Origin of the sequence: Arthrobacter silvisoli (assembly GCF_003369445.1) — a bacterium.
Taxonomy (GTDB): Bacteria; Actinomycetota; Actinomycetes; order Actinomycetales; family Micrococcaceae; genus Arthrobacter; species Arthrobacter silvisoli.
The window spans coordinates 34416-55761 of sequence record NZ_QRCU01000025.1 but is presented as its reverse complement, the minus strand read 5'-3'; the positions used below and the strand labels follow the sequence as shown (position 1 = coordinate 55761).

19 protein-coding genes are annotated in these 21346 nt (G+C 66.7%); 11 read left to right on the top strand and 8 right to left on the bottom strand.

The window, feature by feature from the left end:
- Positions 1 to 24 precede the first annotated feature (24 nt).
- Positions 25 to 813: a PspA/IM30 family protein gene (locus DWV11_RS05640; protein WP_115787906.1), complete on the bottom strand. Its 789-nt coding sequence runs from the start codon at positions 811 to 813 to the stop codon at positions 25 to 27.
- Between the two features lie 118 nt (positions 814 to 931).
- Complete coding sequence (locus DWV11_RS05635; protein ID WP_115787905.1) at positions 932 to 2977, bottom strand: TPM domain-containing protein; 2046 nt, start codon at positions 2975 to 2977, stop codon at positions 932 to 934.
- A gap of 347 nt (positions 2978 to 3324) precedes the next feature.
- On the opposite strand from DWV11_RS05635, the gene DWV11_RS05630 reads away from it, so the two are divergent.
- The 5 genes from DWV11_RS05630 (at position 3325) to DWV11_RS05610 (ending at position 8359) form a co-directional block, all read left to right on the top strand.
- Entirely contained in the window at positions 3325 to 4986 is a 1662-nt protein-coding gene (locus DWV11_RS05630) for a trypsin-like peptidase domain-containing protein (protein WP_115787904.1), read from the top strand.
- Between the two features lie 214 nt (positions 4987 to 5200).
- Positions 5201 to 5992, top strand: coding sequence for an electron transfer flavoprotein subunit beta/FixA family protein (locus DWV11_RS05625; protein ID WP_115787903.1), 792 nt, complete (start codon positions 5201 to 5203; stop codon positions 5990 to 5992).
- Positions 5993 to 6006: 14 nt separating this feature from the next.
- Positions 6007 to 6960: an electron transfer flavoprotein subunit alpha/FixB family protein gene (locus tag DWV11_RS05620; RefSeq protein WP_115787902.1), complete on the top strand. Its 954-nt coding sequence runs from the start codon at positions 6007 to 6009 to the stop codon at positions 6958 to 6960.
- Between the two features lie 48 nt (positions 6961 to 7008).
- On the top strand, positions 7009 to 7743 hold the full coding sequence (locus DWV11_RS05615; protein ID WP_115787970.1) for a PIG-L deacetylase family protein: 735 nt from the start codon (positions 7009 to 7011) through the stop codon (positions 7741 to 7743).
- Positions 7744 to 7816: 73 nt separating this feature from the next.
- Positions 7817 to 8359 (top strand): gluconokinase, encoded by a 543-nt coding sequence (locus DWV11_RS05610; RefSeq protein WP_115787901.1) that lies wholly within the window; start codon positions 7817 to 7819, stop codon positions 8357 to 8359.
- Here the strand turns inward: DWV11_RS05610 and DWV11_RS05605 are convergent.
- From DWV11_RS05605 to DWV11_RS05595, 3 genes are all read right to left on the bottom strand, one after another.
- Positions 8352 to 9110, bottom strand: a complete 759-nt coding sequence (locus DWV11_RS05605) for a MerR family transcriptional regulator (protein ID WP_115787900.1) — start codon at positions 9108 to 9110, stop codon at positions 8352 to 8354. The two genes, DWV11_RS05610 and DWV11_RS05605, sit on opposite strands and share 8 nt — an antisense overlap.
- Positions 9111 to 9161: 51 nt before the next feature.
- Positions 9162 to 9629, bottom strand: a complete 468-nt coding sequence (locus tag DWV11_RS05600) for a tRNA (cytidine(34)-2'-O)-methyltransferase (RefSeq protein ID WP_115787899.1) — start codon at positions 9627 to 9629, stop codon at positions 9162 to 9164.
- A 67-nt stretch (positions 9630 to 9696) separates the two neighbouring features.
- A complete protein-coding gene (locus tag DWV11_RS05595; protein WP_115787898.1) occupies positions 9697 to 10626 on the bottom strand; it encodes a J domain-containing protein in 930 nt (309 codons plus the stop codon).
- A gap of 213 nt (positions 10627 to 10839) precedes the next feature.
- Between DWV11_RS05595 and DWV11_RS05590 the strand changes: the two genes are divergently transcribed.
- Positions 10840 to 11475, top strand: coding sequence for a hypothetical protein (locus tag DWV11_RS05590; protein WP_115787969.1), 636 nt, complete (start codon positions 10840 to 10842; stop codon positions 11473 to 11475).
- Between the two features lie 35 nt (positions 11476 to 11510).
- Here DWV11_RS05590 and DWV11_RS05585 read toward each other — a convergent pair whose 3' ends face one another.
- Positions 11511 to 11951, bottom strand: coding sequence for a Sec62 family protein translocation protein (locus DWV11_RS05585; protein WP_245953454.1), 441 nt, complete (start codon positions 11949 to 11951; stop codon positions 11511 to 11513).
- A 111-nt stretch (positions 11952 to 12062) separates the two neighbouring features.
- Here DWV11_RS05585 and DWV11_RS05580 point away from each other — a divergent pair, with 111 nt between their 5' ends.
- Both DWV11_RS05580 and DWV11_RS05575 read left to right on the top strand, forming a co-directional pair.
- Positions 12063 to 12728 (top strand): helix-turn-helix transcriptional regulator, encoded by a 666-nt coding sequence (locus tag DWV11_RS05580; protein WP_115787897.1) that lies wholly within the window; start codon positions 12063 to 12065, stop codon positions 12726 to 12728.
- Between the two features lie 49 nt (positions 12729 to 12777).
- Positions 12778 to 14040 (top strand): cysteine desulfurase family protein, encoded by a 1263-nt coding sequence (locus tag DWV11_RS05575; protein ID WP_115787896.1) that lies wholly within the window; start codon positions 12778 to 12780, stop codon positions 14038 to 14040.
- 1 nt (position 14041) lies between these two features.
- Here the strand turns inward: DWV11_RS05575 and DWV11_RS05570 are convergent, their stop codons facing one another.
- Complete coding sequence (locus tag DWV11_RS05570) at positions 14042 to 15295, bottom strand: NAD(P)/FAD-dependent oxidoreductase (protein ID WP_115787895.1); 1254 nt, start codon at positions 15293 to 15295, stop codon at positions 14042 to 14044.
- 227 nt (positions 15296 to 15522) lie between these two features.
- On the opposite strand from DWV11_RS05570, the gene mnmA reads away from it, so the two are divergent.
- Together mnmA and DWV11_RS05560 are read left to right on the top strand one after the other, a co-directional pair.
- Positions 15523 to 16662, top strand: coding sequence for a tRNA 2-thiouridine(34) synthase MnmA (mnmA, locus tag DWV11_RS05565; protein WP_115787894.1), 1140 nt, complete (start codon positions 15523 to 15525; stop codon positions 16660 to 16662).
- Positions 16663 to 16776: 114 nt separating this feature from the next.
- Entirely contained in the window at positions 16777 to 18408 is a 1632-nt protein-coding gene (locus DWV11_RS05560; RefSeq protein ID WP_115787893.1) for a gluzincin family metallopeptidase, read from the top strand.
- A gap of 52 nt (positions 18409 to 18460) precedes the next feature.
- Here DWV11_RS05560 and DWV11_RS05555 read toward each other — a convergent pair whose 3' ends face one another.
- Complete coding sequence (locus tag DWV11_RS05555; RefSeq protein WP_115787892.1) at positions 18461 to 19294, bottom strand: caspase family protein; 834 nt, start codon at positions 19292 to 19294, stop codon at positions 18461 to 18463.
- A 392-nt stretch (positions 19295 to 19686) separates the two neighbouring features.
- Here DWV11_RS05555 and DWV11_RS05550 point away from each other — a divergent pair, with 392 nt between their 5' ends.
- Complete coding sequence (locus DWV11_RS05550) at positions 19687 to 21318, top strand: ABC transporter substrate-binding protein (RefSeq protein WP_115787891.1); 1632 nt, start codon at positions 19687 to 19689, stop codon at positions 21316 to 21318.
- Positions 21319 to 21346: the final 28 nt, after the last annotated feature.

Below are 21346 nucleotides of genomic sequence, written 5' to 3'. Positions count from 1 at the left end.
CCGGGCTCTTTGCAGTGTTGCGGGTTACAGCTTGTCGAAGTCCGCTTCGTTGATCGCAGGGGTGGCAGGAGCATTGGAACCGCTGCCGATGGCCGCCGTCGAGCCACCGGACTTCAGGGCCGCAAGGCGGGCCTCGATCTCGGTCTGTTCGCCGAGGTCCTCAAGCTGGTTGAACTGGGCGTCAAGGCTGGACGCAGCGAGTTCCTGCTGGCCGAGGACCTTGGCCTCTTCGCGGCGGATCTTCTCCTCGAAGCGTCCCACCTCGCTGGTGGGGTCCATAATGTCGATGCTCTTGAGGGCGTCGTGCACCTGGGACTGGGCCTGGGCTGTCTTGGCTCGGGCCACCAATTCGTTGCGCTTGGCCGTGAGCTGGTTGAGCTTGTTCTTCATCTGGTCCAGGCCGGACTTGAGCCGGTCCACCACCTCGGTCTGGGAGGCGATGTTCGGCTCCGCGGCCTTGGCTTCACTTTCCGCGGTCATCTGGCGCTGGATGGCGACCTTGGCCAGGTTGTCGAACTTCTCGGCGTCGGCAGTGTCGCCCGCGGCACGGTATTCATCGGCCTTGCGGGAGGCGGCGAGAGCCTTGTTGCCCCAGTCCTGGGCGTTCTTGATGTCCTCGTTGTAGTCCGCCTGGAGCATCCGGAGGTTGCCGATGGTCTGGGCCACCGCCGACTCGGCCTCGGCAATGTTGTTCGTGTAGTCACGGACCATCTGGTCCAGCATTTTCTGCGGGTCCTCAGCTTGGTCGAGCAAGGCATTGATGTTCGCCTTGGCGAGCTGCGCGATCCTGCCGAAAATGGACTGCTTAACCATGGTGTTGCCTTTCGTCCTGCTCAGTGGGTCCCACTGAATCCAGTGATCAGTTGTTGTACCGCTTCTACGTGGGGCATGGGCCCCGCCTAGTCTGTTGGGTCGGAAACGGCCCCGTGGGCTAGAAACTCCCGGAGTCTCCTCCTCCGAAATCGCCGCCGCCGCCATCCCAGCCGCCGCCGTCTCCGCCGCCGAAGAAGCCCCCGCCTCCGCCGTCATGGTGGCCGCCGCCCCAGCCGCCACCGCTGTTGAAGATGGAGTTGATGAGGATGCCGCCAAGAATGGCACCGCCCAGGCCGCCGCCCCCGCCGCCGCCGAACATGCCGCCGCTGTTGTAGCCCTGGTGGGCGTAGCCGCCAAACTGCTCTACGTCAGACTGGGCCACCTGCGCGGCCTGGGCCGCCAGGGCGTGGGCTTGCTGGGCGTAGGCCAGCGCCGTGACGGGATCGTTCCGGGAGATGGAAAGCGCGTAGTCAAGGTTCCGCTGGGCTTCGGCCAGACGGGTCCGCGCTTCGGTGCCCACGCCACCGCGACGGGCGGTGATGTAGTCGGACGTGGCGCTGATCTGGGCCTGGGCCGCCATGATCGTCTGCTGCAGGGAAGCCTGCGCGCGGCGGGCCTGCTCCTGCTGGTCGCGGATGCCGGCCAGAGACTGGTCCAAGGCCCGGTGCGCTTTCTCCACCTTGTCCAAAGTGGCGATGGGATCGATCTTCCCGGACTGGATCTCGCCCTTCACTTGGGCAAGTGCGGACTCGACGCCGGCGACGGGTCCGGCCAGTTCCGGGTGCTCTCCGGACTGGATCATAGCCTTCGCCTGTGCGAGGTCCTGGCTGGTGTCCACCACCGCCGATTCCAGCGCTGCCCGGGCCTCGTCCAGGTTGCCGGCCACCTTGGCGATGGCGTCCAGAAGTACGTTGGTCTGGTGCAGTCCTTCTTCCGCGGCGCGGACCGCGACTGCAGCGAGGCTGCTTTCACCGGAAGCGAGTTTTTCGCCCGCGGTCTTTTCCGCGTTGTGGACGAACGAGATGCGCTCCTTGGCCTGCGTGATGTTGTCGGCAACCTGCGTGAGGGCGCCTTCGGCGTATTTTGCACGGAGTCCGTCGAGGGTCTGTTCAGCGCTGGCGATCTTCGCCTCCGCCTCAGTGACGCCCTTGCCTACCGTGGCGAGCGCCTGCGGGGCGTTCTTTTCCAGCTCGCGCAGGGAATCGAAGTCGGCTTTCTGTTCCCGGAGCGAGGCCAGGGCGGCCTCGGAACGGCGGATGATCTCGCCGAGCCAGCTGCGTTGCTGCTCTTCGGTGTCCGGAATGTGGTCATCGAGCTGCTGTTGCAGCTTGAAGGATTCCGCCATGTGACCTTTGGCATCCTGCAGCGCCTTGGTGAAGTTCCCGACGGCGGCGTCCCCGTATTGTGCCTGGGCGAAGCCCAGCTCCTGCTCGCTGGACTTGATGGCGTCGTCGGCTTCGATCAGCAGGGGACCGCTCTTGCGACGGAGTTCTTCGACGCTCATGGCTGCCAGTGGATCGGGTTCTCCCTGCTGCGGGGAGTATCCGCCGGAAGCTACCGCACCCTGCGCACGCTTCCTGCGGTTGCGCAGGTACAGGTAGGTTCCCACGCCGCCCGCAGCGACAATGCCTGCCCCGACGAGCACGGCAGCGCCGGAGCCCCCACTGGGGACGCTGCCGCTGCCGCCACCGGCGGCGTCGCCGATCGCGGCCGCAGTATCGATGGCTGCCTGGGCGTAGTCCTTCTTGCCGCCTGCGAGATTCGCAACGATTGCGTTTTGGGTGATGTTGGAGGTCTTGGAAGCAATGGCGCTGGCCGAGTTCGGGGCGAAATAGTACTTACCCTCGGTGGCAATCGCCAGGATCACGTCGGCTTTGCCGAGTCCCTTTTGCGTCGCCGTCGCCTGGGTCCACGCCTTGGGGTCGGTGGGATTGGTGAAGGAAGGAACGGTGACAACGTAGAGGTTGTACTTGTGGTCTTTCAGAAGCTTCTGGATGGCGTCCTGGACTTCGCCCTTGCGGCTGCCGAGGACGTTTGCGTTGTCGACGATGTTTTGGCCGGAGGGGATCGTCACAGGGTCTTCCGCCCATGCGGATGCGGCCGGGAAGGCCAGTAATCCGGTCAGGCCAACGACGGCGAGGACTCGTTTCAACATTGACCGCATGCGCAACCCTTCAGCACGTCTGCGACCGGTCCAGGCCGGACCAATCGTCACAGAATGCAGCAGCGCCCCCACGCATGGTGTACATAGCCGCAGGGTCGCTGAGGCAATTCCATTGTGATTCTATGGTGCACCCAAAAAGGCGTCCACAGCGCCGAATATGCCGCGAGCGAAACGCGGAGAAAAGCCGGAACTTCCCGCGTTGTAGGCAATTTTGCGGCCAGTGTCCGGGCGTCCCCAGGGCGCCTCCGAAGCCGGCGCCGGGGCGTTCAGCAAGCTCTCAGCAAACATCCGATTTTGATCCAGCAAAAGCGGCCATAGTTAATGCAGACGAGGAGAAAGGAAGTCCCATGACGGAGAACCCAGTGCAGGGGCCGGGACCCGAACGCGAGACCCCGGAACGGAACAACGCCGGATGGAACAACGCCGAGGTCCCGTACGGCGCGGAGACAGGCCAGTCTGCGGGCAACCCTGCCGGAGGTGAACAGCGCCCGGGAGAGCAGCCCACCACCCGGCTGCCCGCCTACCAGCCGGGTGAGCCCGTCCAGCCCAACGAGCCCGTGCAAAACGGCCAGCCCTCTCCCTCCGGACAACCGGCCGGTCAGCAGGCCCCGGGCCAGTCCCCGCAGGCAAGCCCTTCCTACCCGCAGCATGCTCCTTTCTACGGCACGGGCGGCGGCAACCACCCCGGCAGCGGCTACCCTGCGCCGCACCATCCCGCGCCCCGGCAACACCCCACCCAGCAGTTCCCGCACATCATGGGCGGTCCGGCTGGAGCCCAGGGTGGCACGGTGCCGGATACCAAGCGCAAGCCCGTGTTCGGCGTCGGAACCCTCGTTGCCAGCATCCTCGCGGCCGGACTCGTCGGCGGCGGGGTCGTGGCGGCGAGCAACCAGCTCTTCGACACCCCGGCCCCGGCGGCGAGCACCAGCAGCCAGGGCGGCACCGTCATCGTCAACAACAAGGACGACGTCAACGTGATCACCGCCGCGGCGGCCAAGGCGTCCCCGAGCGTGGTCACCATCAAGGCCTCCAGCGGCAGCGAAGGCGGCACCGGCTCGGGCATCATCATCGACGACCAGGGGCACATCCTCACCAACACGCACGTGGTGACCCTCGACGGCGCCACCGCCAACGCCTCGATCGAAGTCCGCACCCACGAAGGCCGGGTCCTGAAGGCAACCGTGGTCGGCACGGATCCCCTGTCCGACCTGGCGGTCATCAAGGTCGTGGATCCGTCCGGCCTCGTCCCGGCGACCCTTGGCGATTCCAGCAAGATCAACGTGGGGGACACCGCCGTCGCGATCGGTTCACCGCTTGGCCTCACCGGTACGGTGACTGACGGCATCGTCTCCACCCTGAACCGCACCATCAGCGTGGCATCCTCCGCCGCGCCGAAGGAAGCACCGGACAGCTCGAATGGAAACGGCGACGGCGGTTTCGAATTCGCCCCTCCCGGTGAAGGCCGGAACCAGCCCAGCGCGGACCAGGGGTCCATCTCGATCAACGTCATCCAGACCGATGCCGCCATCAACCCCGGTAACTCCGGAGGCGCCCTGGTCAACAGCAAGGGCGAAGTGATCGGCGTGAACGTGGCCATCGCTTCGGCCGGCAGCGGCACCACGGATTCCTCCAGCGGCAACATCGGCGTTGGCTTCAGCATCCCGATCAACCACGCCAAGCGGGTCGCCGAGGAGATCATCAAGAACGGCAAGGCCAGCCACGGCCAGTTCGGCGTCAGCGTCCAGGCGAAGTCGGCCACCGGAAGCAGTTCCGGTTTCTCGGTGGGTGCCGAAGTCGCCAGCGTCACCAAGGGATCCGCTGCCGAAAAGGCCGGGGTCAAGGTGGGCGATGTGGTGGTGAAGTTCGCCGGGCAGGTCATCAGCGACCCCAACCAGCTGACCGCCGCCGTTCGCGAGCAGGCCGCCGGTGCCAGTGTCAAGGCAACCATCCTGCGCAACGGCCAGGAACGCGAAATCGACGTCACCCTGGACTCCGCCCCGCAGCAGTAAGGCAGAAGCAGGACGCCGAAGCGGGCAGCACCAAGCGGTGCCGCCCGCTTCGGCGTTCCCGGTGCCGAAACAGGCGTTAACGCGGGCACGTCGTATTTCGCCGCAATATGCTTAGCTAGGACGAAGCCCGCGAGCCGGGCGCCCATGGCCATGCGCCCCAGCCGCTGGCCATCCTCAAGCAAGGAAGGCTGCCTCGAACACAGTGGAAGAGACATTGAAGATTGTTGTTCTGGTCAAGCACGTCCCTGACGCGCAGTTCGACCGACACCTCACGGGCCAGGGAAACACTGTCGACCGTGACGAAAGCATCCTCTCGGAGCTGGACGAGTACGCCCTCGAGGCCGCGTTGCAGCTGAGTGAAGCCCGCGGCGGTGCCAAGGCCGGCAACGAAGTCATCGCCTTGAGCATGGGCCCGGCCGGAGCCGTGAACTCCGTGAAGAAGTCCCTCCAGATCGGCGCCAGTTCCGGCGTCCACCTGAACGACGACGCCCTCGCCGGCTCCGATGCCGCCGCCACGTCGCTCGCGCTGGCCGCTGCGATCCGCTACCTTGGCCCCGTGGACCTGGTGCTGACCGGCATGGCCTCCACCGACGGCGAAACCTCCCTGGTGCCGGCGCAGCTCGCCGAACGCCTCGGCCTGCCCCAGGTGACGTTCGCGTCCGCGCTGGAACTGAACGGCACCACCCTCACCGCCCGGCGCGACGGCGACGGCCGCTCGGACACCGTTGAGGCATCGCTGCCCGCGCTCGTTTCCGTGACCGACCAGATCAACGAGCCCCGCTACCCGAACTTCAAGGGCATCCTGGCCGCCAAGAAGAAGAAGATCACCACCCTGGCCCTGTCCGACATCGGAGTCGACGCCGGGCAGGTCGGCGCCGCCGGTTCCCTGACCGCCGTCGAGACCGCCGCTGCCCGCCCGCCGCGCACCGCCGGCACCATCATCACGGACGAAGGCGACGCCGGCATCAAGCTGGTTGACTTCCTGGCCGCCCAGAAGCTGCTCTAAGAGGACCAAGACACATGGCAAAAGCACTTGTTTTCATTGACAACCCGGGCGGCGCACTGAAGAAGAGCAGCCGCGAACTGCTCACCATCGCCCGCTCGCTGGGCGAGAGCGCGGTGGCCTTCAACGGCGAACTCCATGACGGCGTCGCAGCGGCCATCGCCGCCCACGGGGCCACCGCCGTCTACCGCCCCTCGGCCGCCGACCTGGATGACTACCTGGTGGCCCCGAAGGCTGCGTACCTCGCGGCCGCGGTTGCTGCTTCCGGCGCCGACACCGTCCTCCTGGAGAACTCCTCGGACGGCAAGGAAATCGCCGCACGGCTGGGAGTGAAGCTGAACGCCGGTGTGATCACCGACGTCGTGGGTGTCGACGCCGACGGCACCGCCCACAAGTCGGTCCTGGCCGGCGCGTACACCACCACCGCGAAGGCACGCACCGCCGTGGCCGTCCTGACGGTCAAGCCGAACAGCGTCGACGTCGCCGAAACACCCGCCGCGGGCACACCGGAGACCATCATTGTTGAGGTTCCGGCGGACGCCACGGCCACGGCCGCGCGCATCACGGCGCGCAATGAACGTCCCGCCAGCGGACGCCCGGAACTCACCGAAGCCCGCGTGGTCGTGGCCGGTGGCCGTGGCGTCGACGGCGACTTCGGCCCCGTTGAGGAACTTGCCGACGCCCTGGGCGGCGCAGTGGGCGCCTCCCGCGCGGCCACTGATGCCGGATGGATCGGCCACGACTTCCAAGTGGGGCAGACCGGCAAGACCGTCTCGCCGCAGCTGTACATCTCCGTCGGCATCTCCGGCGCGATCCAGCAGAAGGCCGGGATGCAGACTTCCAAGGTGATCGTCGCGATCAACAAGGACGCGGAGTCTCCCGTCTTCGAAATCGCGGACTTCGGCATCATCGGCGACCTCTTCAAGGTGGTCCCGCAGGCAACCGAAGAGATCAAGAAGCGGAAAGGCTGATCCTTGACCACTGACGCCACGTCAGCAAAGAGCCCGTTCAACGCCTCCATGGAGCGCGTTGAGCGGGTGCTTTGTTTTACCGCCCACCCCGACGACATCGACTTCGGCGCCGCCGGCACCATCGCCGCCTGGACGGCTGCCGGGGTACAGGTCAGCTACTGCATCATGACCGACGGCGACGCCGGCGGCTTCGATGCCGACGATCACCACGCGATCACCGACACCCGGACGCAGGAGCAGCGGCGTGCTGCGGCGATTGTCGGCGTCGAGGACATCCACTACCTGCACGAGCGCGACGGCTACCTCGAAGTGAACCACGGCGTCATCAAGCAGGTGGTCAAGCTGATCCGCGAGATCCGCCCGCAGATCGTGCTGGCCATGCACCCGGAACGGAACTGGGACCGGCTCCAGAAAAGCCACCCGGACCACCTCGCCGTGGGCGAAATCGTCACCCGCGCCGTGTACCCGGCGCTGGAGAATCCTTTCGCCTACCCGGAACTCGCCGAGGCCGGCCTCGAGGCTTACAAGCTGCCGTGGCTCTGGCTGTTCGCCGGCCCGGAGTCGCGCGAAAACCATTTCGTCGATGTCAGCGGCCAGGTGGAGGAAAAGCTCGAGGCGATCCGGGTCCACGCCAGCCAGCATCCGGACCTTGCCGCCATGGAACGCACGGTCCGCGGCATGCTGCAGCACAACGGACGACGGGCCGGGCTGCCGGAGGGCAGCAGCGCGGAAGCCTTCCATGTCGTCCCTGTTAACGGGTCCCAGACCATCGCCGGCTTCTGATATTGCCGAGCTGTAACCCGTGTCATATGCTTGAAGCCGGTTAAATCATATTTATAAGGAAGACAGGCTTTCAATGGCGAAGACTGCGCAGCAACCCGTCCTGGTGATCATGGGCGTTTCCGGCTCAGGCAAATCCACCGTTGCAGGTGTCTTGGCCGGACGCCTCGGCTGGGACCTCGCCGAGGGCGACGACCTCCACCCGGAAGCCAACGTGGCGAAGATGCATTCCGGCCAGCCGCTCACGGACGAGGACCGCTGGCCCTGGCTTGAACTGATCGCCGGCTGGATCCGCGCCCGCACCGAGGCGGGGGAGCCCGGGATCATCACGTGCTCGGCGCTCAAGAAGACGTACCGCGACGTGCTGCGTGGTGAGAACGTGGTGTTCGTGTTCCTGCAAGGCAGCAGGGACAAGATCTCGGACCGCTTGGCGTCCCGGCACGGGCACTTCATGCCGCCGTCGCTGCTTGAATCCCAGTTCGACGCCCTCGAAGAGCCGGGCGCGGACGAGAACCACATCTCGCTGTCCGTGTCCGCGTCCCCGGCCGAAGAGGCCCAGGAGGTCATCGAGCGCCTGGAACTCGTGGCCAGCGACGCCGCGCAGGGCGGGGTCAGCTAAGGCGCGCCTGCGCGTACGCCGTCATGGCATCGCTCAGGTACCCGGCGAGGCGGTCGTCGTATTTGTCGTAGAACGCCTTGAAGCGCGCATCCTCGACGTACATGCGGCCAAGGCCGGCGTACGACTCCCGGTCCGGCGTCCAGCTGCGGAGGATCCACTGGTAATGGAGCTCGACGGCGGCCAGGGTCCTGGCATCGTCGGCCGGCAGTCCCGCGTTCAGGCAGTCCAGGACGGCCCGGTTGGCCGCGTCGGCCTGCTCCATGAACTCCTGCTTCTGGGCGGGGGTCATGGCTGCGTGGCGGGCTTTGGACTCGTCCACCACCTTGTCGCCCCAACGCTCGCGGGCTTCGGCTTCGTAGGGGTTGTTGTCGAAATCCTTGAAGATGCTTTCCGCGGACATCGGTGCTCCTTGGCGTAGTGCTGTGATGGTGGCGTCAACCGTTCTGGACATGCGGTCCAGCCGGTCGCGCTCGGCCAGCAGCCAATTCCGGTGCACGGCAAGTGCTTCCACGGGGTCGGCCTGGCCATCAAGAACTTCGCCGATGGTCTCGAGCCCAAGGCCAAGTTCGCGAAGCAGGAGGATCCGTTGCAGGCGCAGCAGCTCAGGCTCCCCGTAGTAGCGGTAGCCGTTCTGCGCCGTGTAGGCCGGTTCCAGGAGTCCGAGCTGGTCGTAGTGCCGCAGGGTCCGCGATGAAACCTTGCTGGCCTTCGCCACTTCGGAGATGCTCCAGGTGCCTTCTTCCTGCTTCATGGTTCCAGCGTAGAAGTTGACGTTACGTCAAGGTCAAGGGCCTGCGCAGGATCAGATCCTGGCGCCGGAAAAGCCGTTTTGCCGCCAGGCTTCGTACACCGCGATCGAGGCGGCGTTGGCGAGGTTGAGTGAGCGCAGCGATGGCAGCATGGGAAGGCGCAGCCGGGCCGTGATGTGTGGGTCCTGCTTCAACCAGTCAGGCAGGCCCACGGATTCCGGGCCGAACAGCAGCACGTCGCCGGCCCGGTAGGAGATGTCCGTGTAGGAGGTGTCGCCGTCGGAGGTGAAGGCGAAGACGCGTTCCGGCTGCAGGGCCTCCCAGGCTGCTTCGATGTCCTTGTGCACGGTGACCACGGCAAGGTCGTGGTAATCGAGGCCGGCCCGGCGCAGTTTGGCGTCGGAGAAGTCGAAGCCCAGGGGCTCCACGAGGTGCAGTTCGGCGCCGGTGATGGCGGCGAGGCGGATGGCGTTGCCCGTGTTGCCCGGGATTTCAGGGGTGTGGAAGAGGATGCGGAACACGGATCAATCCTAGCCAGCCGCCGCGGCTTCCGGTGCCGGCGTCCGCCGCCGGCCGTTCGCGGAACCCTCAGTGCATGCCGCGCAGCAGGCGCGCCAGCACCGGGACCACTACGGTGTTGGGCACCGGCCCGGAGGACAGGAACTGCTTGAGCCCCTTGGCAAGGCCTGCGGCGTTGACCACCTGGATGCCCCCGCCGTCGTCGGCGTGCCGGTAGCGGTCGATCACCGGCTCGTGCGGGTTGGCATCCGGTCCGTGGACCACCACCCAGGCGGTGACGTTAAGCTCCGGGAAGATGTCCTGCATATGGCGGGCAACCACGTCCAGCCGCGGCGGCGGCACGGCCCGCCCTCCATGCCTCAGGGCAACCCCGTCCCAAGCGTAGGCGCCCTTGGGCAGCAGCATGGATCCAACCAGGGCAAGGCGGTAGCCGGCCAGCACGGCATGGTCGATGTGGCTGTCGTCCGAGGGGGAGCGGAGCCCGTTGATGAGCCGGGCCGAAGGGATCGCCGGGAGGACCTGCCGGCTGATCAGCTGAACGGTGCGCATCTCCCGCTGGATCCTGGCCTCGGCACCGAAAATCCCGCGCCTTCGCGGCATGCCGTGGACCTGCAGGGCGGCCTCCGCCGGGGAGAGCAACGGAACCTCGAGCGGATCATCGAAGGCCGGGACGTAGACGGGGGCATCCCCGGCGGTGTTGCGCGGAACGTTGGGGCGATGGACGGTGGTGCGGCTGGCCGGCCGCGGGACGTCGTTTCCACCGTAGTCCGCGGGCGTCGTGGGCCGCATGGTGGCATAGCGGCGGTCGTACTCGGCCCGGCGGCGGGGGTCTACGAGGGTCTCGTAGGCGAGGGTGACTTGCCGGAAGACCGCAGGATCTCCGCCGTGGTCCGGGTGCGCCAGCCGCGCCGCTTTGCGGTACGCCCGCTTGATCTCCTGCTCCGTGGCATTAACGGAGACCCGGAGTATCTGGTAGTGGGAACTGCTGCCCTCGGCCAAGCACGGCCCTTTCTCTGGAGGTCTGGGTTCGGGGCCAGTCTAGCCAGCCTTCAGGGATAACGAACCGCGGCCTCCAACAGGTTCCCCGAGTAGGCAGGGGAACCGGCGGGCTAGACTCGGAGGCGGCAACCGAAAGGCCGCAAAGATGATGGGGGACGCGTTTTGGAGACGTTCGGACGGCGGGCAGCGGCATGGCCCGCCCGCTTTGGTGCCGTGATCATCGGAGCTGCTGCCCTGGCCTCCTGCAGTGTCAGCGTTCCCGACCCCGCGGTGACCACGCCGGCGCCGGCCCCCTCTGTCCTGGCCACGCCCACCGTGACCCCCGGTCACGACGCCGACGCCGTCGCCGCCAAGGACCTTCCGCTCAGTGCCGGAGGGACGCTGGCCGCCGGTGTTCCGGTGGAGATCTCGGACGGACTCCGGGAGGCTCCCGGCTGGAAGCTGGTGCAGGAGAACATCCAGGGCCAGAGCAGCTATGTGCGCAAGGACGGCTGCAAGGTGACGGCCAGGCTGAGCCTCAACCAGGGTGCGCTTGCCGTTGCGGGCAACGACAGGGCCTCCACGGAGGCCTTGTTCGCCTATGTGGATCCGAGCATCGAACCGGCGTCGCTGAAGTCTGAAACCCTGCGCTGGGGAGGGGACAATGACAAGCCCCGCCGCAAGGTCGAGGTGCTCGCCTTCAACGCGCGGCCGGCGGCGGACGGCACCTCGTTCAGCGTCCTTGCACGGATGTTCGCCAGCGCCGGCTCCTCGGTCTACGTCTCGGCGGCTTGCCCCTCACCGGCCGCCCTGGCGACGGCCAAAGCCGACGTGGCGAACTACCTTCCGCTCATCCCGCCCGGTAACTGATTCGATCCGGCCAGGCCGCCCTGCAAACCTGCTGCTCAACGCCCCCGGCGCGGGCCCGATGCCGCCGTGCTTCCAGCGATCCGGTTGAGGGCCAAAGCCGCCACCATGAGGCCGAAGTCCCGGAGCGCGACATCGAAGAAACCGCCAAGGACCAGCAGGTTGACGATGATCCCCAGCAGCCATACGGCCACCAGCAGCGAGCCGAAGCGCGGGCGGACGGCGACGGCGAGGCCCGCGATGATTTCCACGACGCCCACGCCGTACATGAACACCTGGGGCGTCACCGGAACCACGGCTGTGGCCGCCGGTGCGAGGTAGCTCGTCCAGTCCGCCAGGATGTTGGCGAACTTGTCGAGGCCGAAGAGGATCGGTGCGACCGTGAAGACGGTCCTGAGGAGCAGGAATCCCTGCCGTGCCGGGTCCATGGCGGCAATCCTGCCGGTGCCTGCGTGCACCGCGGTTTCCTGGGTTTTCATGGCTCTTCCTTCCTTTGCTGCTGCCGGCCAATTTCTAAAATTGGATAGCTTGATTTTAGAATCCTGACAAGATTTAATCAACGGATGCCTTTTTAGAGTTACCCTTATCCCATGACCGGACTTTCCTGGCGCGAGCGTCTGTCCGCCCTGTCTTCGCTCGGTGACGACAACCGCCGCCGGCTCTACGAGTACGTGTGCTCGGTCGGTGCCGCCACCGGACGGGACGATGCCGCTGCGGCCCTGGGTATGCCGCGCAGCACGGCGTCGTTCCACCTGGACCGGATGGTGCGCGACGGGCTGCTCGGCGTCGAGTTCCGCAAGCCTGCAGGCAAGGGCGGACCCGGGTCCGGGCGCCCTGCCAAGCTTTACGTTCCGCTCTTCGCCGAGATTGGCGTTTCCGTCCCCGAGCGCAACTACGATCTGGCCGGCGCAGTGCTGGCCTCGGCGGTCAACTCCGTGATGCGGGACGGAGGAGCGGCGCGTGAGGCGCTGCTCCGCACGGCCCGCGCCAAAGGCACGGAGGCCGGTGCCGGCGGGAGGGATTTCCTGGATGTCCTCGCCGGGCAGGGGTACCAGCCGGAAGCGGACGACGACGGCGGCCACGCGCTGCTGAATTGCCCCTTCCGCAAGCTCTCCCGGAGCTACCCTGAGGTCGTGTGCGCGATGAACGGCGCCTTCCTGGCGGGAATGGCGGATGCGTGCGGCATCGACAGCCGGCGGATCGCCGGGGACGAACGCCCCGGCCACTGCTGTGCCCGGATCCTGCCCGATGAGTGAGCCGCCGGGCCCGCCTGCCGGCGTCGCGGGCCGTCGATAGACTCTTAAGGTGCCTGTATACCTGGACCATGCCGCCACCACCCCGATGGCTCCGGCCGCCCTCGAGGCGATGACCCGCGAGCTTGCACGGACCGGTAACCCTTCGTCCCTGCACGCGTCAGGCCGGCGCGCCCGGCGCTCCGTGGAGGACGCCCGGGAAATCCTGGCCGCGGCCGCCGGCGCGCACCCCTCCGAGGTCATCTTCACCTCCGGAGGGACCGAGGCGGACAACCTCGCGGTCAAGGGCCTGTTCTGGAGCCGCCACGATGAAGATCCGCGCCGGACCCGCATCCTCTGCTCCGCCGTCGAGCATCATGCGGTGCAGGACACCGTCGAGTGGCTGGAACGCCACGAAGGCGCCGAAGCCGTCTGGCTGCCCGTGGACGCCGACGGCGTGGTCAAACTCGACGCGGTCAAGGCGGAACTGGAACGCGACCCTTCATCCGTTGCCCTGGTGACCGTCATGTGGGCCAACAACGAAGTGGGCAGCATCCAGCCGGTCCGGCAGATCGTGGACCTGGCCGCGGCGCATGGGATTCCGGTGCATTCGGACGCCGTTCAGGCCTTCGGCGCCCTTCCGGTCAATTTCCGGGAATCCGGCCTGGCGGCGATGTCTGTTTCCGGGCACAAGATCGGCGGGCCGGTGGGCGTGGGGGCCCTGTTCCTGGGCCGCGCGGTCAAGCTGACTCCGGTGCAGCACGGCGGCGGCCAGGAGCGGGACGTGCGCTCGGGAACCCTCGACACCGCATCCATCGCAGCCTTCGCCGCCGCGGCCGGTGCCTTGGCCGCGGGACTGCCAGCGGAAAGCGCGCGCATCGCGGCCCTGCGGGACAGGCTCATCGACGGAGTCCGCGCGGTGGTGCCCGAAGCCGTGCTCCGTGGCGCACCTGGCGACGGCCGGCTGCCGAACAATGCCCACTTCACCTTCCCTGGCTGCGAGGGCGACTCCCTGCTGTTCCTCCTGGACCTTGCCGGCGTCGAATCCTCCACGGGTTCGGCGTGCACAGCCGGGGTTCCCCGCCCTTCGCACGTGTTGCTGGCGATGGGACTGGACGAAGACACCGCGCGCGGGGCGCAGCGCTTCAGCCTGGGCCACACCTCAAGCGAGGACGACGTCGACGCTCTCCTCAGGGCGCTGCCGGATGCCTATGCCCGCGCGAAGCAGGCAGGCATGGCCGGGCACGAGTCCAGTATCCAGACAGCTGCCACTGTGGCGCGGTCTTCGGGTTCGGTGCCCGCGGGGCCCGCCTCCCCGGAGCAGGGCACCGCGTAGCTCAGCCTTCCGGAAGGAGCTCCTCCAAGGGCACGTCCGGATCGGCCAGGCGCGCGGGATCCAGCTGAACGCGCCCGCTGATCAGGGCCTTGATGGTTTTGTGGACCTTGGCCCGGTTGATGCTCATCCCCGCGACCACTGCGGCTTTGCCTGAAGGATCCGGGTTCAGCCAGAACGCCAGGAAGCTGCCGTCGTCCATCGAGCCGCGCAGCAGGGGCTTCCGGCCGGCGGCCAAGGTGGGGAAGCCGGAATACTCCATGGCGACGTGGAACTGGTCCGTATAGAAGTAAGGCACCATGTCCAGTTTCGCGTCCTGGCCCAGCATGGCTCTGGCGGCCACCTTTCCGCCCATGAGCGCGTTGTACCAGTGCTCGCTGCGGTAGTGCTCCCCGGTGAAGGGGTGCAGCGCGTTGGCGACGTCCCCGGCAGCGAACACATCGGGACTGCTGGTGCGCAGGGACGCGTCCACCAGGATCCCGTTCTCCAGTTTCAGTCCGGCCTTCTCAGCGAGCGTGGTGTCCGGCAGTACCCCGGCCGCGATGACCACGAGGTCTGCGGGGATCTCCTCCCCGGAATCGGTGACCACGGTGCCGGCCCGGCCGTCGGTGCCCTTGATCTCCCTGGCGCTCGCCGGCAGCCGGAACCGCACGCCGCGGGATTCGTGCAAGTCACGGAAGAATGCTCCCAGCTCCGGACCGATGGCCGTGGACAGCGGGATGTCTTCCAGGCCCAACAGGGTGACCTCGTTGCCGTAACTGCTCGCGGCGGCTGCGAGCTCCATTCCGATCCAGCCGGAGCCGACCATGACCAGGCGCCGTCCGCCGCCGGACAGTTCAGCCTTCAGCCGGCGCGAGTCGTCCAAGGTACGGAAGGTGCTGACACCGGCCAGCTCGCTGCCCGGGAGAGGCAGCCTCCGCGGCTGGGCGCCGGTGGCGATCAGAAGTCTTGAGTATTCCAGTTCCTTCCCGGACGCGAGGCGGACGGTATGTGCCTGCGGATGCGCCGCGACCACGGGATCGGCAAGCAGGAGTTCGACGCCGTTCTCCCCGTACCAGTCCGGCGGTACCACCGGGACTTTGTCTTCGCCGTCCTTCCCGAGCAGGAATTCCTTCGAAAGCGGCGGCCTGAGATAGGGCACCTGGGATTCGGCGCAGGCGATGGTGATGGTGCCCGTGAAGCCTTCCGAGCGGAGGGTCCTGGCGGCGGTGGCGCCGGCCAGGCCCCCGCCCGCGATAACGAAGTGTCCGGTGTCCATGATGCCTCGATTCCTGTCGGTGGCTCGTCACTGCATCTAAAACCGTCATTTTTGACTTTAGAATCGTGGGCGGGAACGGTCAAGGGTTACCGGCGGGGAACCGGAACGTCGGCTCCGTTGAACGGCCCCGAAGCCGGGTTCCTGACCCGAACCCACAGACGGTAGAATGGACGGGCGTGCGGTGTCTTCCGGCGCAACTTCCTCCCTATATCCAGCAGAAAGCCAGCATGCGAGTACTTGCAGCCATGAGCGGCGGAGTCGATTCCGCCGTTGCCGCCGCCCGCGCCGTCGAGGCGGGGCACGACGTCGTCGGCGTCCATCTGGCGTTGTCCCGCATGCCCGGAACCCTCCGCACCGGAAGCCGGGGCTGCTGCACCATCGAGGACTCCCGGGACGCCTGGCGCGCCTGCGACGTGCTGGGGATCCCCTACTACGTGTGGGACTTCTCCGAACGCTTCAAGGAAGACGTCGTCCAGGACTTCATCGACGAATACGCGGCCGGGCGGACGCCCAACCCCTGCATGCGTTGCAACGAGCGCATCAAGTTCGCGGCCCTGCTTGAGAAGGCGCTCGCCCTCGGGTTCGACGCCGTGTGCACCGGCCACTACGCCAAGGTGATCAACGACGCGGACGGCAACCCGGAACTGCACCGCGCCGCCGACTGGGCCAAGGACCAGAGCTACGTGCTGGGTGTGCTGACCCACGAACAGCTCAAGCACTCCATGTTCCCGCTGGCAGACACCCCGTCCAAGGCCGAAGTCCGCGCCGAGGCCGAGCGCCGCGGCCTCTCCGTGGCCAACAAGCCGGACAGCCACGACATCTGCTTCATCTCCGACGGCGATACCCGCGGCTGGCTGGCCGAGAAGATCGAGATGACCACCGGAGACATCGTCGATGAGACCGGCGCGAAGGTCGGCGAACACCCGGGGGCCAACGCCTTCACCGTGGGTCAGCGCCGCGGCCTGAAGCTCGGCACGCCCGCCGCAGACGGCAAGCCCCGCTTCGTCCTGGAGATCCGCCCGAAGGAAAACAAGGTGGTCGTGGGACCGGAGGCCCTGCTCGCCATCGACGAGATCCGCGGAATCAAGGTTTCCTGGGCCGGCCTGCCCATCGCCGAGGTCGGCACCGGTGCGGAGTTCGATTGTCACGCCCAGGTCCGCGCCCACGGCGACCCCGTGCCTGCCAGCGCCCGTGTGGAAGCCGTCCTGGACGATTCCGGCGTGGAGCGCGAAGGCCTGGTGGTCACCCTCAACGAGCCGCTGCGCGGCGTCGCGCCCGGACAGACCGTGGTGCTGTACCAGGGCACCCGGGTGCTGGGCCAGGCAACCATCGACGCCGCCCGCTCGCTGCAGCGCGCCGCACTCTAAGTACGGGGCTGCCTGCCGGCGTCGAGCACCATTGCCTCCGGCTGCTGACGGGCAGATACTTGGCTATGCAGCATTCCGCTGCGGATTTGCTGGGGTTCCGCGCAGGGGGCGGCGATGGCTGTGGCGTTTCAGGACAAGGCCCCGGGGGACATCAAGGCCGGGCAGATGGTCCCCCTGACGGTTCTCGCGGAGGGTCCGATCGGCAGCAACGGCCTGGCTCCGATCACCGCGCAGCTGAGGATTCCCGTTGAGCGGCTGCGCCGGGGACCCACCGGCCACCGGCTGAGCGTGCACATCAGGAAATGGCGGGGCACCAACGTGGTCCCGGTGTCGCTGACCGTGCCGGGAAACCCTTGGCAGTTCATCTCGGAGGATCCGCCGGCCGAACTGCGGGAACTGCTGGACGATTCGCGTTTCCTGGCCCAGCACGTGTACGGAGTGGCAGCCTCCACCCTGCATCTCTTCGAATCGACCCTCGGCCGGCGCATGCCCTGGCACCCCGAGGGGCGGCTGATCCTCAAGGCCCGCGACCTGGTAACCGTCACGGACACCGGATACGAACGCGGCACCAACATCATCCGTTTCGGCTCCATCGACCGCATGGGGTACAAAGTCCCCACGGCGCTGTTCCGGGACATTGTGGCGCACGAGGTCACCCACGCGATCCTTGACGGGTTCCGGCCAGCCTGGGCGGACCAGCTCGCGGGGATCGAACAGCTCGCCATCCACGAGGCCCTGGCCGACCTGGTGGCGATCCTCTCCGTTTTCTCCTCCAGGGACGTCGTGTACCGGCAACTGCTCGCCGCGGCGGGGAAGGCCGGCTCGGATACCGCACTCGACGACGACGCCCTGATGCGCACGCTCTTCGACTTCGCCAGGGACCTGTATGCGCGCGGGCCGTTGCGGGAGCCATTTGCCGGCACCGTCCCGGACAACTGGGAGGAGCAGCCTGAGCCGCACGTCAGGGGAACCGTGGTGGTGGGCGCCGTCTTGCGGGCGGTCCACCGGCTGTGGATGGAGCGGAACCGCCGGATGGGCGAAGGGCAGAGCCTGCAGCAGATGGCCGATTCCGGTTCGATCGTGGGCACCCGGGTGCTCCGCATGGTGATCCGGGGCCTTTCCTACATGCCCCCCGTCGATGTCCTGTGGCGGGACCTCCTCAGGGGCATCATCGCCGCCGACCTGGACATGGTTCCGGAAGACCAGCACGGCTACCGGGAAGCGATCCAGGAGGAGTTCTCCAGGATCGGGATCCGGAGGGTTCCCCTGGCCAATATCTCCGGAGTGGAAAACTACCGGGGCCTGCGCTATCCGATACGGCTTGCCGCGCTGGGTTCGGATCCGCAGGAGGTCCAGCGCTTCGTCTGGGAGAACCCCCGCCTGCTCGACGCCGCCCGCCTGGAACGGCGCACCCCGCTCAGTTCCACCCGGGTGCGGACGTCCGAGCGCGTATCGCCCGACGGCTTCGTGGTCTCGGAAATCGGGGCTTCCTTCGTCCAGACCGTGCGCATGAGCCGGCGCGAGGCCTTCGTGAGGCTGGGCATGAAGACCAAGAGCGAGTACGTGGACATCCGCGGCGGGGGACTGCTGCGTTTCGACGCCGGAGGCCGGCTGGTTTACGCGGCGCTCAAGCCCGTCATGTCCCGGGAGCGGCAGACGGCGATGTTCGTCTCGGACGAGCAGCACGCCGCCGAACAGCAGGTGTCCAGCGGCGTGCAAGGCAGGTTCCACCGCACGGGTGACTGAGGCAGGGCGGGCGATTGAGGCTCGAACCGGGCCGGCCCCGGCCACACCACGGCTATCCGGGTGTTCCCCACGCCGCCTTGCGGGCCGCCGTCGACGCCTCCAGTTGGGCCACCTGGTCAAAGCCACCGGCCTTCAGTCCCTTGCTGACCGCCTTGAGGATGTCCACCCGGGGGAGGGTGCCGTCCGATTCCAGCGCCTTCACCAGGTTGTAGGTGAAGGCGCCGTTGTAGCGCTGGTCGAGGTAGGCATCGGCGGCGGTCTGGTCGGCACGGCAGGCGGCCATCAGCACGGGCTTCGTGGCGTCCCCTGCCTTGACCAGGTCCCGCAGCACCCGTGTGTCGCTGTATTCCGAGGCCGCCACCGCACGCGCCGTCGGGGCGGGGAGGAAACGCGGGCGCCGGCCGGGCAGGAGGTCCAGCGACTTCAGTCCGGTGCCGCTGTGGCAGGTGTCCAGCACGACCTCCATGAGCACGCCGTCCGGCAGTTTGGTGAACAGGTCGTGGAGTTCGTCGTCCGCGATCACCGTCGCCGGGTCCCATGCGTCGCCGGTGCTGTTGATTCCGTAGCAGGCGAATGCTTCATCCAATCGGTCGGCTTCGTCCCCGCTGGTGTCCGGGATCTGCGTGCCGTGGCTGGAGAAGGTGAAGACCAGGTGCTCAATCGTGCCGGAAACCGCAAGGTCTATGAGCCGGGACAATTCGGCCATGACAGCGTCCTTGTCCGCATCGGCATTATGCAGGACCGTGATGTCAGAGGAAGGGAACCCGTAGCGCCCCTCCAGCAGGGCTGCCAGGTCGTTGGCGTCGTTGACACATCCCTGGAGCCAACTGGATTGCGGAAGGTACTTGAATTCGTTGATGCCCACACAGAGGGCTGCCTTGTTCATGAGCGCGTCCTTTGACCGGAAGTTGCGCGGATTCAGCTAGGCGGCCCCAAGCTCCGCCGCCAGGACGGCCCGCACGCGGGCCGACGAGCACAACCTGCTCCGGGCGGGCCGGAAGGCCGACGGCGGCGGCGGGCCACGGAGCGCACCTCAACCTTATTCCCGGGACCAGGCTGCGGCAATGGACCAGGCGGGCGATGGCGCCAGATGGGCAAGCCGGGCCGTCGCAAGTCCCAAAAATAAAGTTTGTGTTTCAAATCACAGGAATCCCTCTTTTCCGACCGATTGTTCTGGTTGAATCGGGACATCAGCTGTGCGCGCCGCCCGGGAACCAACCGACGCCGGCACGCAGGACCCACCGAACAGCCAAATCCACAGAAACGGAAAGTTCACTGATGGCAATCAACAAGAAAGCCCTGCAATGCGCCATCGCGCTCGCGGGTGTCTCTGCGTTCGCTCTCACGGCCTGCACGGGCCCCACGGGTGGTACGACCTCCAACGGCAGCGGCAGCACGGCGAGCACCATCGCCTACGGCACCACCGACAAGGTGACCGCCCTGGACCCGGCGGGATCGTATGACAACGGGTCGTTCATGGTGATGAACCAGATCTTCCCGTTCCTGCTTAACTCCAAGCCCGGCGGAGCCGACCCCGTCCCGGACATCGCCGAATCGGCCTCGTTCACCAAGCCCACCGAGTACACGGTGAAGCTCAAGAGCGATCTGAAGTGGGCCAACGGCCACACCCTGGACTCCAAGGACGTGAAGTTCAGCTTCGACCGCCAGGTCAAGATCAAGGATCCGAGCGGACCCTCTTCGCTGCTGACCAACATCGCTTCGATCAGCACCCCGGATGCGCAGACCGTGGTCTTCACCCTCAAGCAGGCCAACGACCAGACCTTCGCCCAGATCCTTTCCAGCCCTGCCGGCCCCATTGTCGACGACGAAGTCTTCCCGGCCGACAAGCTCCTCTCCGACGAGGACATCGTCAAGGCCAAGGCGTTCCACGGCCAGTACACCATCGAGAGCTATAACAAGAACACCCTCATCAGCCTCAAGCCCTACGCGGACTACAAGGGTGTACTGGACAAGCCGGCCAACGGCGGCGCCACCATCAAGTACTACACCGACCAGAGCAACATGAAGCTCGACGTCCAGCAGGGCAACCTCGATGTTGCCAACCGCAGCCTGAGCGCCACGGATATCGAGGACCTCAAGAAGGATTCCAAGGTCAAGGTGCATGTGGGGCCGGGCGGTGAAATGCGGTACATCGTCTTCAACTACAACGTGATGCCGTTCGGTGCCAAGACCGCCGACGCCGACCCCGCCAAGGCTCACGCCGTCCGGCAGGCCATGGCGAACCTCGTCGACCGCCAGGCGATTGCCGACCAGGTCTACAAGGGCACCTACCTGCCCCTGTGGTCCAACGTCCCGTCCGGTTTCCTCGGCGCCAACGAGTCCTTCAAGGATCTCTACGGCCAGGACGGCAAACCCAGCCCGGACAAGGCCAAGAAGGTCCTCGCCGATGCCGGCGTCACCACCCCGGTGACCATCAAGCTCCAGTACAACCCGGACCACTACGGCAAGTCCTCCGGCGATGAATACGCGATGGTGAAGGATCAGTTGGAAAAGGACGGGCTGTTCAAGGTCGAACTGCAGTCCACCGAATGGGTCACCTACAACAAGGCGTCCAAGGCGGACACCTACCCGGTGCACCAGCTGGGCTGGTTCCCGGACTTCTCCGACCCGGACAACTACCTCACCCCGTTCTTCCCCAAGGGCGGCTTCATGAACAACCACTACTCCAACCCCGAGGTCGACAAGCTGATCGCCAAGCAGCTGACCGAATCGGACAAGGCCGCCCGCGAGAAGGACATCCAGGATGTCCAGAAGCTGCTCGCGGAGGACATCTCCACCCTGCCGCTGCTGCAGGGTGCGCAGGTCGCCGTCGCCGGCGCGAGCGTCAAGGGTGTCGATTCCACCCTGGATGCATCCTTCAAGTTCCGTCTGGGCAGCGTTTCGAAGTAATTCGTCCACGCAGGAGGCGGGGTTCGCC